This window comes from Streptomyces sp. NPDC101490, from assembly GCF_044767145.1.
In the GTDB taxonomy this organism is placed as follows: domain Bacteria; phylum Actinomycetota; class Actinomycetes; order Streptomycetales; family Streptomycetaceae; genus Streptomyces.
Genome location: NZ_JBIWNI010000009.1, coordinates 75,217 through 90,441, shown reverse-complemented (window position 1 = coordinate 90,441; position 15,225 = coordinate 75,217). Strand labels below are relative to the sequence as shown.

The 15,225-nt window shown below is 71.5% G+C and carries 15 protein-coding genes; 11 read left to right on the top strand and 4 right to left on the bottom strand.

The genetic code is table 11. From position 1 onward, the window contains the following. Positions 1 to 354 precede the first annotated feature (354 nt). Positions 355 to 1,905 (bottom strand): FadD3 family acyl-CoA ligase, encoded by a 1,551-nt coding sequence (locus ACIRQY_RS19210; protein WP_403927321.1) that lies wholly within the window; start codon positions 1,903 to 1,905, stop codon positions 355 to 357. A gap of 121 nt (positions 1,906 to 2,026) precedes the next feature. Here ACIRQY_RS19210 and ACIRQY_RS19205 point away from each other — a divergent pair, with 121 nt between their 5' ends. From ACIRQY_RS19205 to ACIRQY_RS19195, 3 genes are read left to right on the top strand one after another with little or no spacing between them, the layout of a single operon-like run. Beyond that, positions 2,027 to 3,169, top strand: coding sequence for a lipid-transfer protein (locus ACIRQY_RS19205; RefSeq protein ID WP_351789569.1), 1,143 nt, complete (start codon positions 2,027 to 2,029; stop codon positions 3,167 to 3,169). 6 nt (positions 3,170 to 3,175) lie between these two features. After that, on the top strand, positions 3,176 to 3,601 hold the full coding sequence (locus ACIRQY_RS19200; protein WP_351789566.1) for an OB-fold domain-containing protein: 426 nt from the start codon (positions 3,176 to 3,178) through the stop codon (positions 3,599 to 3,601). After that, the gene (locus ACIRQY_RS19195; RefSeq protein WP_403927100.1) at positions 3,598 to 4,374 is read left to right on the top strand and encodes an enoyl-CoA hydratase/isomerase family protein; all 777 of its coding nucleotides are present in this window, start codon (positions 3,598 to 3,600) and stop codon (positions 4,372 to 4,374) included. Before ACIRQY_RS19200 ends, ACIRQY_RS19195 begins: the two co-directional genes overlap by 4 nt. A 261-nt stretch (positions 4,375 to 4,635) precedes the next feature. On the opposite strand, the gene ACIRQY_RS19190 is transcribed toward ACIRQY_RS19195, so the two are convergent. Further along, a complete protein-coding gene (locus tag ACIRQY_RS19190; protein WP_403927097.1) occupies positions 4,636 to 5,979 on the bottom strand; it encodes a tetratricopeptide repeat protein in 1,344 nt (447 codons plus the stop codon). 168 nt (positions 5,980 to 6,147) lie between these two features. On the opposite strand from ACIRQY_RS19190, the gene ACIRQY_RS19185 reads away from it, so the two are divergent. From ACIRQY_RS19185 to ACIRQY_RS19165, 5 genes are all read left to right on the top strand, one after another. Beyond that, positions 6,148 to 6,297, top strand: coding sequence for a hypothetical protein (locus ACIRQY_RS19185; RefSeq protein ID WP_403927094.1), 150 nt, complete (start codon positions 6,148 to 6,150; stop codon positions 6,295 to 6,297). 242 nt (positions 6,298 to 6,539) lie between these two features. Then, on the top strand, positions 6,540 to 7,712 hold the full coding sequence (locus ACIRQY_RS19180) for a helix-turn-helix domain-containing protein (protein WP_403927091.1): 1,173 nt from the start codon (positions 6,540 to 6,542) through the stop codon (positions 7,710 to 7,712). A 622-nt stretch (positions 7,713 to 8,334) separates the two neighbouring features. Further along, a complete protein-coding gene (locus ACIRQY_RS19175) occupies positions 8,335 to 8,817 on the top strand; it encodes a hypothetical protein (protein ID WP_403927088.1) in 483 nt (160 codons plus the stop codon). A 228-nt stretch (positions 8,818 to 9,045) separates the two neighbouring features. After that, complete coding sequence (locus tag ACIRQY_RS19170) at positions 9,046 to 9,213, top strand: hypothetical protein (protein WP_403927085.1); 168 nt, start codon at positions 9,046 to 9,048, stop codon at positions 9,211 to 9,213. 83 nt (positions 9,214 to 9,296) lie between these two features. Beyond that, positions 9,297 to 10,202: a radical SAM protein gene (locus ACIRQY_RS19165; RefSeq protein WP_403927082.1), complete on the top strand. Its 906-nt coding sequence runs from the start codon at positions 9,297 to 9,299 to the stop codon at positions 10,200 to 10,202. Between the two features lie 552 nt (positions 10,203 to 10,754). Here the strand turns inward: ACIRQY_RS19165 and ACIRQY_RS19160 are convergent. Further along, positions 10,755 to 11,033: a GntR family transcriptional regulator gene (locus tag ACIRQY_RS19160; protein WP_351789543.1), complete on the bottom strand. Its 279-nt coding sequence runs from the start codon at positions 11,031 to 11,033 to the stop codon at positions 10,755 to 10,757. A gap of 172 nt (positions 11,034 to 11,205) precedes the next feature. Between ACIRQY_RS19160 and ACIRQY_RS19155 the strand changes: the two genes are divergently transcribed. The 3 genes from ACIRQY_RS19155 (at position 11,206) to ACIRQY_RS19145 (ending at position 12,610) form a co-directional block, all read left to right on the top strand. Beyond that, entirely contained in the window at positions 11,206 to 11,574 is a 369-nt protein-coding gene (locus ACIRQY_RS19155) for a hypothetical protein (protein ID WP_403927078.1), read from the top strand. Further along, positions 11,571 to 11,774: a hypothetical protein gene (locus ACIRQY_RS19150; RefSeq protein ID WP_403927075.1), complete on the top strand. Its 204-nt coding sequence runs from the start codon at positions 11,571 to 11,573 to the stop codon at positions 11,772 to 11,774. The genes ACIRQY_RS19155 and ACIRQY_RS19150 overlap by 4 nt, the downstream gene beginning before the upstream one ends. 239 nt (positions 11,775 to 12,013) lie before the next feature. Beyond that, a complete protein-coding gene (locus ACIRQY_RS19145) occupies positions 12,014 to 12,610 on the top strand; it encodes a hypothetical protein (protein ID WP_403927072.1) in 597 nt (198 codons plus the stop codon). Between the two features lie 49 nt (positions 12,611 to 12,659). Here ACIRQY_RS19145 and ACIRQY_RS19140 read toward each other — a convergent pair whose 3' ends face one another. Then, complete coding sequence (locus tag ACIRQY_RS19140) at positions 12,660 to 15,104, bottom strand: PQQ-binding-like beta-propeller repeat protein (protein ID WP_403927069.1); 2,445 nt, start codon at positions 15,102 to 15,104, stop codon at positions 12,660 to 12,662. Positions 15,105 to 15,225: the final 121 nt, after the last annotated feature.

The window sequence follows — 15,225 nt, the reverse complement described above, 5'->3', positions numbered from 1 at the left end:
GGGAATGGCCGCGGCGGCGACTTCGGGGGAGCCGCCGGGGCCGACCGGGGAGGTCCGGTCGACGGGGGAGCACACGGGCCCGGGGGACGCCCGGGACGGAACCGGGGGGATCCGTCCGGGCAGGGCCCGTGCGCAACGCGATCGGACCACCGCACAGGAGGGGCCGGGCAACAGCCCGGCCCCTTCCGCGTGCGCGCGCCCGACTTCGAGCGGGCCCTTGCACGTGCGCGGCCCCGACTTCGAGCGATCCCCTTCCGGGTACGCGCTCCCGGACCCCGGCCCGCGCCTTCCGTGTGCGCCCCGGACTTCGGCGGGCCCCTTCCTCGCGTGCGCCCCGGTGCTCGACCGGTCCGTTCAGGAGCGGACCCGGCCGCGCAGTTCGCCCTTGAGGACCTTGCCGCTCGCGTTCCTCGGGAGTTCGGGGAGGAACTCGACCTCCCTGGGGACCTTGTAGTTCGCCATCTCGCGGCGGGACCAGGCGATCAGGTCGTCGGCGGTGACGCGGGCGCCGGGGCGGCGGACCGCGAAGGCCTTGCCGACCTCGCCGAGCCTGGGGTCGGGGACGCCGACGACGGCGACGTCCGCGATGTCGGGATGGAGGCCGAGGAGCTGTTCGATCTCGGCCGGATAGGCGTTGAAGCCACCGACGATGTACATGTCCTTGAGGCGGTCGGTGATCCGCAGGTTGCCCGCCTCGTCGAGGACCCCGACGTCCCCGGTCCGCAGCCAGCCCTCCGCGTCGACCGCCGCCGCCGTCGCCTCCTCGTCCTCGAAGTAGCCGCGCATCACGTGGTGGCCCCTGACGAGGATCTCGCCCGTCTCGGAGAGCCGCAGTTCGGTGCCGGGGATGGGACGGCCCGAGGTGGTGGCGACGGTCTCGTCCGGGTCGTCGCGGCGGCACATGGTGACGATGCCGCTGGCCTCGGAGAGGCCGTACGCCGTGAGGACCGTGGCGATCCCCAGCTCGGAGCGGAGCCGTTCGACGAGCAGGAGCGGGACGACGGCGGCCCCGGTGACGACGAGCCGGAGCGACGAGAGGTCGTGGGCGGCGCGGGCCGGGTGGTCGAGGAGGGACTGGTGCAGGGTGGGCGGGCCCGGCAGGACGGTGACGCGTTCGGTGGCGATGTTGGCGAGGACCGTGTCGACGGTGAAGACGGACTGCGGGACGATCACCGCGCCCCGCATCAGACAGGCGAGGACGCCCGCCTTGTAGCCGAAGGTGTGGAAGAAGGGGTTGACCACGAGGTAGCGGTCGTCCTCGCGGAGTCCGGCGAGTTCGGACCAGATCGCGTAGCAGCGCAGGCTCTGGGCGTGGCTGATGACCGCGCCCTTGGGGCGGCCGGTGGTGCCGGAGGTGTAGATGATGTCGGAGGGGGCCTGCGGGTCGATGGCGGCGATGCGTTCGTGGACCCGGGCGGCCGGGACGGCGTCGCCCTCGGCGAGGAACTCCTTCCAGGTGGTCCACTCCTCGGGCGCGCTGTCGCCGAGGACGACGACCCGTTCCAGATCGGGCAGGTCGACGCCGGAGCGGCGCAGCGAGGCCACGTAGGAGGTGCCGAGGAAGGTGCCGGTGACGAAGAGCAGCCGGGTCCGCGAGCGCTGGAGGACGGAGGCGGCCTCGGCGCCCTTGAAGCGGGTGTTGAGGGGGACGAGGACGGCTCCGGCGGTGACCGCGCCGAGTGCGGAGACGATCCAGTCCAGGGTGTTGGGGGCCCAGACCGCGACCCGGTCACCGGTGCGTATGCCGGTGGCGAGGCAGGCCGCGGCGGCCCGCTCGACGCGCTCGCCCAGCTCGGCGTAGCTGACGCGGGCCCGTCCGTCGACGACGGCCTCCCGCGTCCCGTACCGCTCCGCCGCCGCCCGGACGAGTCCGGGGATCGTGCCCCACTCCAGGTCTCCGCGCATCTCCGCCTCCACCGTTCCCATGGGCACCGTTCCCATGAGCGCTTTCCTATGAGCTGACTGTTCGTCAGATTAGTTGTAACCTGACGCGCTGTCAGCAGCACTGCCACATGGGGAGGTTGCCTTGCTCAAGGACGCCACGGCCATCGTCGGGATCGGACAGACCGCCTTCGCGAAACAGCTCCCCGAGACGGAACGGGCCCTCGCCTGCCGGGCGATCCTCGCGGCCCTCGACGACGCCGGGATCGACCCTGGCGAGGTGGACGCCTTCGCCTCGTACACGATGGAGGAGACCGACGAGGTGGACGTCGCCAAGTCCATCGGCGCCGGTGACGTCACCTTCTTCTCCAAGGTCGGCTACGGCGGCGGCGGTTCCTGCGCCACCGTCGGCCACCTCGCCGCCGCGATCGCCTCCGGCCAGGCGAGCGTCGGCGTGGCCTGGCGGTCCCGGAAGCGGGGCAGCGGCCCCCGCCCCTGGAAGAACACCGCCGTCCAGCTCCCCACCCCCGGCCAGTGGACCCGCCCGTTCGGGCTGCTCCGCCCCGCCGACGAGATCGGGATGCTCGCCCGCCGCTACATGCACGAGTACGGCGCCACCCGCGACCACCTCTTCAACGTGGCCCTGGCCTGCCGCAACCGCGCCAACCAGAACCCCGCGGCGATCATGTACGAACGGCCGCTGACCCGCGAGATGTACATGACCTCCCGCTGGATCAGCGAGCCCCTCTGCCTCTTCGACAACTGCCTGGAGACCGACGGCGCCCTCGCCTGCGTGATCGTCAGCGCCGAACGGGCCCGCGACTGCCGCCAGAAGCCGGTGTACGTCCACTCCGCCGCGCAGGGCCTGCCCGCCCAGCACCACGGCATGGTCAACTACTGGAACGACGACCCGCTCTCCGGGCCCGCCTGGACCGCCGCCCGGCACCTGTGGAAGAACGCCGACTTCGGCCCCCAGGACGTGGACGTCGCCCAGATCTACGACGCCTTCACCCCCCTCGTCCCGCTCTCCCTGGAGGGCTACGGCTTCTGCGGGCGCGGCGAGGGAGCGGCCTTCACCGAGGGCGGCGCCCTGGAGATCGGCGGCCGGCTCCCCGTGAACACCGGCGGCGGCGGCCTCTCCGAGGCGTACGTGCACGGCTTCAACCTCATCAACGAGGGCGTGAAGCAGCTCAGGGGCGTCTCCACCGCCCAGGTCCCGGACGCCGCCACCTGCCTGGTCACGGCGGGCGAGGGCGTCCCCACATCGGCGATCCTGCTGAGGAGCTGAGAGAAGATGCTGACACCTGTCGTCGACGAGGACGGCGCCCCCTTCTGGGAGTACGCCGCCCGGGGCGAGCTGCGGATCCAGGCCTGCGCCGACTGCGGCGAGCTGCGCTTCCCGCCCCGCCCCTGCTGCCCGCACTGCCGGTCCTTCGCGAGCGAGTGGCGGCTGATGTCCGGACGCGGCCGGATCTGGTCGTACGTGCTGCCGCACCCGCCCCTGCTGCCCGAGTACGCGGCCCAGGCCCCGTACAACGCGGTCCTCGTGGAGCTGGCCGACGCCCCCCGCGTCCGGCTCGTCGGGAACGTGGTCGCCGCCCCCGACGCCCCGCTGAACTCGGTCGACCCGGCGCGGCTGCGGATCGGCGCGCCCGTGCGGGTGGCCTTCACCCCGCTCGACGGGCTCGCCGTCCCCCGCTGGCTCCTGGAACGCGGATGAGCGTCCGCGTCGAGCGGGACGAGAAGACCGGGGTCGCGGTCGTCACCCTCGACCGGCCGGACCGGCACAACGCGATCACCCTGGGGATGGCCCGTGAACTCGCCGCCGTCTGGCGGGCGTTCCGGTACGAGGACGAGGTCCGCGCGATCGTCGTCACCGGGGCCGGGGGGCGGGCCTTCAGCACCGGCGTCGACCGGACGGACGCCGGGGAGGTGCCCCAGCCCTCCTCCCCGTACACGATCGACGACCCCCTCCTCACGATCGGGCCCAAGGCGAACGACCTGTGGAAACCGGTGGTCGCCGCCGTCGAGGGGATGGCCTGCGGCGGGGCCTTCTACCTGATCGGCGAGGCCGAGTTCCTGATCGCCGGGGAGGACGCGTCCTTCTTCGACCCGCACACCACCTACGGGATGGTCAGCGCCTTCGAGACCGTCCACATGGCGCTGCGGATGCCGCACGGGGAGGCCGCCCGGATGGCCCTGATGGGCGGCGCGGAACGGATCTCGGCCCGGCGGGCGTACGAGACCGGGCTCGTCTCCGAACTGACCCCGCCCGGCGGGGCGCTCGACGCCGCCCGGCGGGCCGCCGCCGTCATCGCCACCCATCCGACGGAGGCCGTCCAGGGCACGGTACGGGCCCTGTGGTCCGTCCAGGAGAGCGCCAGGTCCCGGGCCCTGGCACACGCCCCGCACCTGGTCACCCTGGGAAACCTGCCACCGGAACGGCAGGCGGAACTGTTCGGCCGCAGAACGCACGGACACCGGCTCCGGTGACGGGACGGCGGGCGGACGGGGCGGCCCGAGCGCCCGCGTCCCGGATGAACACTCCGCCCGTGCGGCACGCACTCCGCTCGGGGTGGCCACGGTGGTCGTGAGGCGGAGCGCCCGCCGTTCCGACCAGGGGGTACTCCCCTCCCCGCGTTGCACGGCAGGAAGGCAAAAAGCTCGCATGGCTCGTTGGACAATTTACGCGGAGCCATTACCTCCAGCGCAATCAAGTCCCGCCCCCGGTTCAGGGGCAGGGTGGGGCTTTCGTCATGCCGGAACAAGTTCGGGCCTGACGGTCTGGCGCGCACGCTCGTACAGAGCTTTGGCGTCGTGGTTTCGGGTGTGCGGGCGAATCAGGTTGAACATGCCTGTCATTCGCTCGTCGATCCGGCCCGAGTTGACGAGCGGATAGTCATCCAGTGCGAGCCCCCACGTCTTGCACGCGGCTTCCAGATGGCCAATGGCCAGCTGTCGCTCGGCAAGGATCGCCCGCTCCTTGACACGCGTGCGTCGATAGATGCTGTATCGAAGCCGGTCTGATTCCTGCATGGCAGCAACAGCCCCTTGCACGTCGCCCATTTCGAATCGCACTTGACTCGTGTGATAGTTGAGCGATGCAGGGTCGTACGAGCCGAATACCTTCCCTCGGGACTCCGCCTTATCCATGGCGACTTCGGCTTCCTGCAAATAGATGCGCGCGGACCGCCTGTCTCCGACCTGCGCGGCCGCATGCGCCTGCTGGCCGGCGAGAAAGGCTCGCATCCGTGGACCCGCTTGCGGAGAAGAAGCCGCCGCGGCATCCGCGAGCCGCATGGCCATCGCCCCTTGGCGTAGGTCTACCGCTTGCACGCTCATACCCCGGAGTGTGGTGCAGAACGTCAGGTGGTCTTCTGACGCCCCCGCAAGCTCCAGGGCTTTCAGGTAATACCGCTGTGCGAGCCCGTGCAATCCCTCATCGACCGCCATGTACCCGGTGAGGTAACAGAGATCGGATGCGGCGGACATCATGGCTTTCCTTACGTCCTCATGCCCGTCAGTCCGCAGAAAAGGAGCAACGGTGTTCACCAAGAATGCGGCAGCGAGAGGACGGGCAGTCCGGCCACCGAACTGGTCATCCATGGAGGATAGTTGTTCCGTCATGGCCGACACCGCGTGCACGTCAGTCATTCCGATACGGGTCCGAGTGCCTGCCTGTGCAGCTTCCATACGCCCCACCACGTCCGGCCACCCAGGGATCGTAAGGGCCACGGAGAACAGTCCCGCACTCAGGACGCTACGGCGCGAGGGGTCCATGTCCTGCCTCCCGAGGTCCACCAGCCCTTCAACGGTATTCGGGTGACCGTTGGACTCTTCCGGGGGTGCCGGGAATCCCGCCTCGGCGTGCGTGATGGGACGGAGCAGCCTCCGGGCGAGTGCTTCCAGAATGAGCGGCCGAACACTCTCTTTCGGCAGGTGACCGCTCAACCATTGGTGCACTGATGGCTGTTGGTACTTGAGAGGGGTTCCACGCTCGGTTCCAATGCGGTTGACCTCTTGGGCGAACTGCCGCAGGGTCCATCCGCTTTCCCGGTGCAGCCGCTCAAGTCCGGCGTTCGACTGTCGTGTCGTCACTGGTCACCAACTCCCGTGCTCCGACTGCTTAACGCTCTTTATTCCTGCCGCCTTCTCAACCGTACCGCTGTGCGTGGTCAAGCGGTTGCCTAGCGCAAGCACGGTACGGGGAGTCCTGTCGGCCCGTGCTTCCCTCCGCAGTCGAGCACCACAGGGAGACGGTTGAGCATGGTCAGTGGCACGTGGGCGCCCACCCTGAACAGATACGCGGTGGACACCAGCAACGGCCGCAAGCGGTACGGCAAGATCATCCGCGTCACGGCCGGAGTCTTCGCGCTGTGCCCGCCCGGCGGTGGCGCGGAGTGGCCGCCGTTCTGACCCAGGGGGCACTCCCCTCCCCTCCTGGCGCTGCACGGCAGAGAGGATGGCTCGTCAGGAAATCTACGCAGAGCAACTGTCTCTGACCCGACCGCCACACTCCGCCCACTACCTTTCTGCGGCACCCCCACCGCGCAAAGGTATGAATCGGCCCCACCCTGTACCCAACTCGGTTCGGGGCGGGGCTTCCTGCGTTTCTGGGACTGTGACGGAAGCCTCTCCCCGGTCGTACGCTGGGTCCCATGACTGACGCGGGGAAGAAAGTCAAGGCGGCCCGCAAACTGCGCGGCCTCACCCAACGTGAGCTGGCCGAGCACTCGGGCGTGTCCCTGTCGACCATTCGGAAGCTCGAACAGGGCGAGCGGTCGACAGCGCGCATGGAAACACTGCACGCGCTCGCACGGGCTCTCCGGATGGAAACCATGAGCCTGGTGGACGCTCCGAAGGAAGAGGGGGCGTCTGCCGAAACACGGGACCTGTGGGCCCCCATGCGCGCCGAGTTGCTGCGGCCCCCCTCGCAGGAAGGGGAAGAGGACGACCCTGCCACACCTGCCGGGGTCAAAAGGGTTCTCGCACGGGCGGCGGACCTGTCCCGAGGGGACCAGTTCGCCAAGCTCTCGGCCGTGCTGCCCGCACTGCTGCGTGACGCGGACACCCTCGGCGAGGAAGGGCGAAAGGTCCGCGTGCAAGTTCTGCAACTCGCCGCGAGCGCGCTGACTCACACACGGCAGTTCGATCTGGCAGAGCTGGCGGTCCGCCGGTCGCTTGCGGATGCGCAGGACCGTCTGGCAGCGTCCGCAAGTGTCAACACTGCCGCGTGGCTGCTGATCCGGCAGGGGCGTCTGGACGAAGCTCTGTCACTGGCCACCAAATGGGCGGACGACCTGGAGCCGCCCCGCCTCACCCGCGCCACCCACGCCGAGCTGGCCGCATGGGGGCTGCTGCTGCTGCGGGCGGCCGGGGCAGCCGTGCGCAACAACCAGATCGGGGCCGCAGTGGACATGAAGCGGTGGGCAAAAACCGCCGCAACCGCAATCGGGCAAGAAGTCTCGGTCGACCACGAACTCATCCGAACATTCGGACCAACAACAGTGCGTCTGCTGGCAGTCGAAGATGCAGTCGTCCGCGACCACCCGGACACGGCGCTCACTCTGGCGCGGAAGGTGCCCCTCCTCGGTGTGCGCCCGTGCTCCAGTGTTCAGAATCGCCACGGTATCGATGTGGCCTACGCCCACGCGAAGCTCGGCGGGTTCGCCGAGGCGTTCGGGCAGCTCACCAAAGTCCAGACACGGGCGCCCGAATGGTTCCCCTACCAAACGGCCGCACGAGACGCCCTGCGCACCGTCGTTGACGGTCGGCGGAGCCTGACTCCCGAGATGCGGAACATGGCCGAGACGCTGAACCTGGCTCTATAGATGCGTGTGACACTTCCGCACCCTGGGTAGCGGAAGTGCCACAGACAGTGCCGGGTCGCTGACCTTACCTTCTCCGGTATGACCCCCCGACGTAGCTCCGCCGATCATGATCGTCGTCGTGCGCTCGGCGATGTCGCTTCCGGCTTATGGTCCGACCCCTCGTATCCGCCTGGCCCGGCATGGGAGCCGTGCGTCAGCGGGTACGCGGTGGACACGGTCAACGGCAGTCCCCGGTACGGCGAGATCGTCCGGACGGACCACGGACTGTTCATACTGCGTCCGCCCGGTGGTGGTACCGAGTGGCCCGCCTCCGGCCAGTCCCTCCGGGAGCCGGACGCCGCCGAGTGGGCGGACATCCGCACACTCATCACACCCGTTCCGATCGAGCGCCCGCGGTGACGCCTGCCCTCGGCCCCGCCCGCCGAAGTTCCGCGCACCGCATCCGCCCCGGTGACCGTGTGCGTACCGGTGCCGCTCCCCGGTGGCGCACCGCGCAGTCCGTGACGCTGGTGCACGGTCGCTGCCTCGGACTGGTCCACGTGCGGTGGTCGGGTTCGGTGTCCGTGCGGAGCGTCCTCGCCGACGACACCGCCGTATACGTACGCCGACCGGCGGGCACGCCGTGACCGGGCTGACGGCGGTGACACTGCCCGCCTACGTCGCCGAGGTGTACGCGGAGTGGCCCACCGAAACCGCGTACGCCACCGCCGCCACCCGCCTGGCGATCTTCGAATGCATCTCCGCAGAATTCGCCGTGCGGTGGCTCCGGGGTGAAGCGCGCCGACTCGCGGACCGCATCGACCCCGCTCCCAAGCAGGTGAGCTGGGGGCCGCCCAGAGCCTTCCGACCGGTCACCCCGTCCGGCCCCGATTGCGCTCCGGCTCTTCGGAGTTGGGCAGACTCCGAGCCCGCTGCAACGGACGTTCTTGAGGTACTGGGGACACGGCATCCCTTCCGTGCCGCATTCCCTGATACGGGCGCCACCTACGTCCTGAGCATCTGGCTCAGCACCGCCCGCACCGGGGACATATGGGACCTTCCGGCGGCCCCGGCGGCACAACGCGTCGGCACCCTCACGGCCCCGCTGTACGCGGACGCCCCCTGATCCCCCGCCCCCGCTGTACAGACCCCGTCTCCAGGACAGCACTGGGTCGTGTCTCGCGCTGCGCCGGGGGCGGGTCCACTTCCGCATCCGGGGAATCCCCCGAGACCGCCGGGACACATCACGGTCGACGGTCTGACGGATGCGGTCCTCGGTCCGACATGGCGACGTGCCGAGGACACATCCCCGCGCCCAACCGGGCCGGGGCCGCTGGAAGAACGGAGACAGGCCATGCCCGTCACGACCGAACCCACCATCGAGGACCCGACCGACACCGAGCCGGCGAGCGAGCCGACCGACATCGGGCGCCAGGACGACGACCAGGCCGACGCCGACGAAGCGATCGGCAGGGGCGGCCCGCTCGAACACGTCCTCACACGGGCGCTGCTCACCGCGTAGGACGTCGTCAAGAAGAGCCCGGCGGGGAAGGGCCAACTTCCCCGCCGGTCCATCGGAACCCCTACACCGAGGGAGCGTTACCAATGGCGGCATCCACGTTACTCACGTTCGCGTGGCTGGAGGTGACAGGGCTCTGCCAGGAGTCGTGTTCCCACTGCTACGCGGACAGCGGACCCACGGGCACCCACGGGACCATGTCCCGCGAGGACTGGTTGAACGTCATCGACCAGCTTGCGGACATGGGCACCCGCGATGTCCAGTTCATCGGCGGTGAGCCGACGCTGTACCCGCACCTGTCCGCCCTGATCCGGCACGCGCGTGAGCGTGGGCTCGGCGTCGAGGTGTTCTCGAACATGGCCCACATCCGCGAGGAACTGTGGGACACGTTCCGGGACTACAAGGTCAAGCTCGCCACGTCGTACTACTCGGACGACCCCGGGGAGCACGACCGGGTGACACGGCTCCGGGGCTCCCACAAGAAGACCCGTGCCAACATCGAACGGGCCGTGGCGCTCGGCATCCCCATGCGGGGCGGAGTCGTCGCCGTGCGCGAGGGACAGCGCGTGCGGGAAGCCACCCGCGATCTGGTCTCCCTCGGGGTGCCGGAAGTCGGCGGGGACCGGATGCGCGCCTTCGGCCGTGCCAGTGCCGGGGCCGCCCCCACCATCGGCGACCTGTGCGGGCACTGCGCGCACGAGAAGTGCGCCATCGGCCCCACGGGCGACATGTGGCCGTGCGTCCTCGGACGGTTCCTCACGATGGGGAACGTCAAGGATTCCTCGATGGCCGACGTATGGAACGGGGCGCGCGCGGCGAGGGTCACGGCGGATATCGGGGCCGTACACGGCGACGGGGTCCAGTCGTGCACCCCTCCGCAGTTCCTTCCCATGTGCGGACCGTGCACCCCGTGCGTTCCCTCGGTCGGGCACTGCGACCCCGAAGAAGCCCCGACACTGTTGGGCGCCCCTACCATCGGCGCGTCCACCTAGGCAGAACCAGCGAAGGAAGCGGCGAGACGCATGGTTGATCACGGAGACGACTTCAACGCGTGGTGCGGGGAATCCGTCACGGGCCCCGGCCGGACCGAGGAACAGTGGCTGGACCGCGCACGGTTCGTCCGTCACGCGGCGAACAAACTGCTGCCCGCAGGGCTACCGCTGTGCCTGCCCGGAGAACCGCAGCAGTGCGGGCGCAGCGCGCAACAGCACGTGTTGGCGTGGGGGGCCGTTCTCAAAGCTGCCGCGCAACTCGTCATCGAGGACGCCTCACCGGCTCCCGCGTACGCCTCTTACGCGGGGCAGACCCTCTACCAGCGCTCCCTTACCCAGCTACGGCCCCCGGCCGTAGCCCCAGGCAGCCCCGAGTAACACAACTCCTCAGATCCCGGTACGGCGGACGCTCCCCCGCCTCTGCCGTACCGGACCGTGGAACGCCCGACCCGATCTGCCCCCCGCGTACGGGGCCGCTCTCCGATGGAGCGGCGAGGGCGTGACACACCCGCCCCGTCCGTGCGCTGCACCCTGCGGTGCGCGGGCGGGGTGCTACGCGTCGGCCTGGTCGTCGGCCTGGCGGTCCTCGGCGGGGTCGACCACGAACGTCCCCTTGCCCCACTCGGTCCGCACGACACCCCGTTCCCGGAGGATGCCGACCGCCCGCCGGACGGTCATCCGCGCCACCCCGAAGCGCTTGACCAACTCGGCATCCGACGGGATCTTGTCGCCCGGCCGGTACGCCCCCGCCTTGATGTCCGCCGAGAGTTCAGCAAGCACCGCCATGTACGGCGCGTGCGGGGCATGCGGATTCTGCGGCTGCTCAGGCATGGCCGAAGCGTAGACAACCCGTCACTCCCAGGCGACTTAGACGAGCAGACCACCTAGACCTGTTAGACCAGTTGCTCTATCGTCGTGCGCAGCACAACGAGATCGCCCCGGCAGACCGCTTAGGACCGGTCAACCGGGGCTCCGCCCATCAGCCATTGGGAGCTGACAGACAATGCGCGATCTTACCGCCCACTTGTTCCTCGGACTCGGTTTCGTGACCGTCCTCGCGGTCGTCCTGGCGGCCGTCCTCGCCACGGCCCCCCGCCGCTCCGGACGCCACTCCGCCGCCCACCTCGGCGAGCGGACGGCGTCCGCACCCGCACCCGTGTCGCCCTGGTCCCGCCCGTGGACCTGCCCGACCAAAGAGGAAGCGGCCGAACGGTTCCGGCGGGAAGCGGACACCACCGCGCGGCTCGGCGTCATCCGCGAACGGCGCACCGCCGCCGTCCTCGCCTCCCTCGGCGTGGACCACGCCTACGGCTACGCGGGCGACCAGTTCGAAACCCTCGCCGCTCTCACCGCCGCGCGCGTGACCGCATGACCCGCGACGCCCTGACCGCCACCACCCCGGCCCGCACGGGCGCGCTCTGCGTCGTCTGCGGCACATGGACGACCGTCCCCGTCGAACTCGGCTACGTCGAGCGCGCCAGCGGCCCCGGAGTGACCCTGTGGGGCTGCCCCGCGGAGCTGACGACAGCGAGCCCGGCCCCGATGCCCGGAGAGGTCCAGGAAGGCGTGTAGCGCCCCCGCGCGGACAACGGAACGCCCCGTTCGGCCATGTGCCGGGCGGGGTGCCCCGGTTCACGCCCGGCCGGGCGTGCCCGCCGGGTCGGGCCCGCCCTCCGCACACGCCAGCAGGATCCTCGCCCGCGAGGAACCACCGCACCACCGGCTCACCAGGGGACGGGCCGCGTGGCGGGCCTCACCCACCCGGCGTAGCGTCGGGAGCGAGAGCCGTCCCCGTGAAGGAGGCCGCAGCGATGGTCCGCAACGTCATCGGCTCGGTCCTGGCTCTCGCCGGAGCGACGGCCGCCGTCTGGAGCCCCTTCCGTGCCTGGTACGACGGCCGTCACGGGCGCGACTACGCGATCGGCGACCTGTTCACCGGCATCACCGACGGCAAGCCCGACGTGCTCGCCTCGATCCTGCTGCCGTTCGCCTTCGCCGCCCTGCTCACCCTGTTCGGCGTGGTCCTGCGCTCCCGGGCACTGGTGGCCGCCGCCGGGATCGTCGTCCTCGGCTTCACGGTCCTGTGGATGGTGCGGGTCGGGCAGGCCGAGGGCAGCCTGGTGATCTCGGGCGACGGCCGGGGACTCGGCCAAGGCGTGGCGAACGCCCTCGGCGGCGGGGTCCTGCTGCTGCTCGGCGCGCTCGTGATGTCGGGCCGGTCCCGCCGCCGCGCCGCACCGCGCCGGGGGCCCGCGCCGGAGCCCGTACCTCCCGCGGAACCGCCGCCGGACGTCACCGGGGGGACGCCGGACCAGCACCCCACGGCCTCGACGCCGTACGCGGCGACCCGCACCTTCGACGTACCGCCGCCGGAGCCCCCGCGCGAGGACCCGCCCCCGAGGGTCTGACCCCGAGGGGGCCGCTCCCCCGGACGGCGGGTCCGCAGATGCCTCTTCCCTACCGCGCGCCGGGTCCCCGGCCCGTGGCCGTGCCCTTGACCGCGTCGAGCGCGTACACGCAGCGGTCCTTGCTGCACGCGTACACGACCCCGCCCCTGGCCACCGGCGAGCCGGTGATCTCGCCGCCGGTCGCCAGCTTCCAGCGCAGCTGCCCGCCGCTCGCGTCCAGGGTGTAGAGGACGTGGTCGGCGGAGCCGAAGTGCACCCGGCCGTCGGCGACGACCGGCGAGCCGACCAGGTCGCCGCCCGCCGCGAACCGCCAGCGGGGCGTGCCGGTGACCGCGTCGAGCGTGTAGAGCGCGCTGCCGCTGCCGACGTGCACATTGCCGTCGGCGACGAGCACCGGCTCGGCCGACTGGCGCGGCTCGGTCGCGATCCGCCAGCGGTCCTGGCCGGTGGCGGCGTCGATCGCGTACACCGTGCCGAGGTGGTCGGAGAGGTACACCCCGCCGCCGGTGACCGCCGGTCCCGGCGCGAAGGCCGGGGGCGAGAGGAAGACAGCGGGCGCCTCGAAGTGCCAGCGGACGTGGCCGGAGGCGATGTCGACCGCCAGGACCCGGTTCCCGGCGGCCACGTACACCCGGCCGTCCTCGGCCGGGGCGAGCCGGACCGGCACGTTGGCGCAGGAGGCGGCGTCACCGATCGGGTACGACCAGCGCTCCACGCCGGTCCGGGCGTCGAGGGCCTGGAGCCGGGCGTCCCGCCACACGTACACGGTGTCGCCGTGCACGGCGGGCCCGGCCTCCGGGGTCTCGAAGTCGGTCTGGGCGCCGGTGATCTCCCACAGCTTGGCGCCGTTGGACGCCTCCCAGCCCTGCACCCCGCCGCCGCGCGTACCGGTGACGACGGTGCCCCGGTCGACCTGGAGCGAGTACACCCAGGCGTCCGTGCGCTGCCGCCAGCGCTCGCCGCCGTCGGTGGCGTCGAGGGCGTACAGGGTGGGTCCGTCGGAGGCGTGGATACGGCCCGAGGCCACCGCCATCGACCAGGCCACGTCCCGGGTCTTGAACTGGCGGCGTCCGCTCCCGGTGTCCAGGGCGTGCACCTCGAAGGAGGTCACGTACAGCAGGTCGCCGTCGACGACCGGGGTGCCCCACACGTCGTTCGACATGCGGAAGCGCCAGGGCCGCCAGCGGCCCGGTTCCGCCGGGGCCGGTTCGGCGCCCTGTGCGGGGACGCCGACCGGGCGGGCGCCGGGCGGCGGGCCGGGCTCCCCGGCGTACGAGCCGTGGTCCGCGCCGTGCGGGCCGCCGCCCGGCGGGCGGATCCAGCCGGTGGCCGGGCCCGCGTCGGCGCTCCGGCCGACGGCCAGCGCGGCCCGGGTGTCCGCGACCCGGGGGCCGGGTCCGATCGGTACGGTCGCGCCGCCCAGCCGTACCGGGCCCCCGGCGCTCTCGGCGCGTCCGGCGTGCCGTCCGCCGCCGACGGGCGCCGCCCCCGGACGGCGGCCCGCGTCGGGCGCGGGCTCCGGGAAGCGGGGGTCGCCCGGCGGGCGGGGCGGCGGCGGGGGCGTGCGGCGCGGGACCGGCGGCGCGGCGGGGACCGTCCGGCCCCCGCCCCTGCGGGTCTCGATCATGGCGGTGGCACTGTGCGGCAGCCAGGCGGACGCGGTGCCGCTGTCGTCGCTGCCCGGGCCGAAGAGGTGCGGGGCCAGCTGGGCCTGGAGGTCGGCCGGGGTGGGTCTGCGGCCGATGTCCGTCTGCATGCAGGAGTCGATGAGGGGCCGCAGCTCCTCGGGCAGGCCCTCCAGGTCGGGGCCCTCGCGGAGCAGCATGAAGACGGTCTCGACCGGATTGGCGCCGTGGTAGGGCGCGTGTCCGGTGGCGGCGAAGACCAGCATCGAGCCCAGCGAGAAGACATCGCTGGCGCCGGTGACGCTGCGCGAGTCGCGGGCCTGCTCGGGCGACATGTAGGCGGGGGTGCCGACGGCGACGTTGGTCATGGTCAGCCGGGTGTTGGAGACCCCGGACGCGATGCCGAAGTCGATCACCCGGGGGCCGTCCTCGACGACGAGGACGTTGGAGGGCTTGAGGTCCCGGTGGACCAGTCCCGCGCCGTGGATGGACTGGAGGGCCTCGGCGACTCCCGCGGCCAGCCAGCGCACGGCCTGGGCCGGGAGCGGCCCGCACTCGTTCACTATCTCTTCGAGGGAGGGCGCGGGGACGTAGGCGGTCGCCAGCCAGGGCACGGCCGCCCTCGGGTCGGCGTCGACGACGGCGGCCGTGTAGAAGCCGGAGACCGCCCGCGCGGCCTCCACCTCACGGGTGAAGCGGACACGGAACAGCTGGTCCTCCGCGAGCTCCGTGCGCACGGTCTTGATCGCCACGCGACGGCCCGAGGCCGAGCGCGCGAGATAGACCAGGCCCATTCCGCCCGCGCCGAGCCGGCCCAGCACCTCGAAGGGCCCGATGCGTCTCGGGTCGTGCTGCGTCAGCTGGTCCACTTGCCTGCCACCTCCCCGTACGGGCCATGAGGGTACGGCCCCGTGGCGCTGATTCTTCCTGTCCGAGGGCCCGGTGGCGAACCCGGGGGCGGATCGGGGTGTCACGCGTCGCGGCGGGTGT

What these genes read in the sequence shown, in the direction of transcription:
- ACIRQY_RS19150 (WP_403927075.1), top strand. Translation starts at nt 11,571, where the DNA reads ATGACCCGCGACGCCCTGACCGCCACCACCCCGGCCCGCACGGGCGCG.
- ACIRQY_RS19155 (WP_403927078.1), top strand. Translation starts at nt 11,206, where the DNA reads ATGCGCGATCTTACCGCCCACTTGTTCCTCGGACTCGGTTTCGTGACC.
- ACIRQY_RS19170 (WP_403927085.1), top strand. Translation starts at nt 9,046, where the DNA reads ATGCCCGTCACGACCGAACCCACCATCGAGGACCCGACCGACACCGAG.
- ACIRQY_RS19165 (WP_403927082.1), top strand. Translation starts at nt 9,297, where the DNA reads ATGGCGGCATCCACGTTACTCACGTTCGCGTGGCTGGAGGTGACAGGG.
- ACIRQY_RS19180 (WP_403927091.1), top strand. Translation starts at nt 6,540, where the DNA reads ATGACTGACGCGGGGAAGAAAGTCAAGGCGGCCCGCAAACTGCGCGGC.
- ACIRQY_RS19160 (WP_351789543.1), bottom strand. Translation starts at nt 11,033, where the DNA reads ATGCCTGAGCAGCCGCAGAATCCGCATGCCCCGCACGCGCCGTACATG.
- ACIRQY_RS19200 (WP_351789566.1), top strand. Translation starts at nt 3,176, where the DNA reads ATGCTGACACCTGTCGTCGACGAGGACGGCGCCCCCTTCTGGGAGTAC.
- ACIRQY_RS19145 (WP_403927072.1), top strand. Translation starts at nt 12,014, where the DNA reads ATGGTCCGCAACGTCATCGGCTCGGTCCTGGCTCTCGCCGGAGCGACG.
- ACIRQY_RS19210 (WP_403927321.1), bottom strand. Translation starts at nt 1,905, where the DNA reads ATGCGCGGAGACCTGGAGTGGGGCACGATCCCCGGACTCGTCCGGGCG.
- ACIRQY_RS19185 (WP_403927094.1), top strand. Translation starts at nt 6,148, where the DNA reads ATGGTCAGTGGCACGTGGGCGCCCACCCTGAACAGATACGCGGTGGAC.
- ACIRQY_RS19195 (WP_403927100.1), top strand. Translation starts at nt 3,598, where the DNA reads ATGAGCGTCCGCGTCGAGCGGGACGAGAAGACCGGGGTCGCGGTCGTC.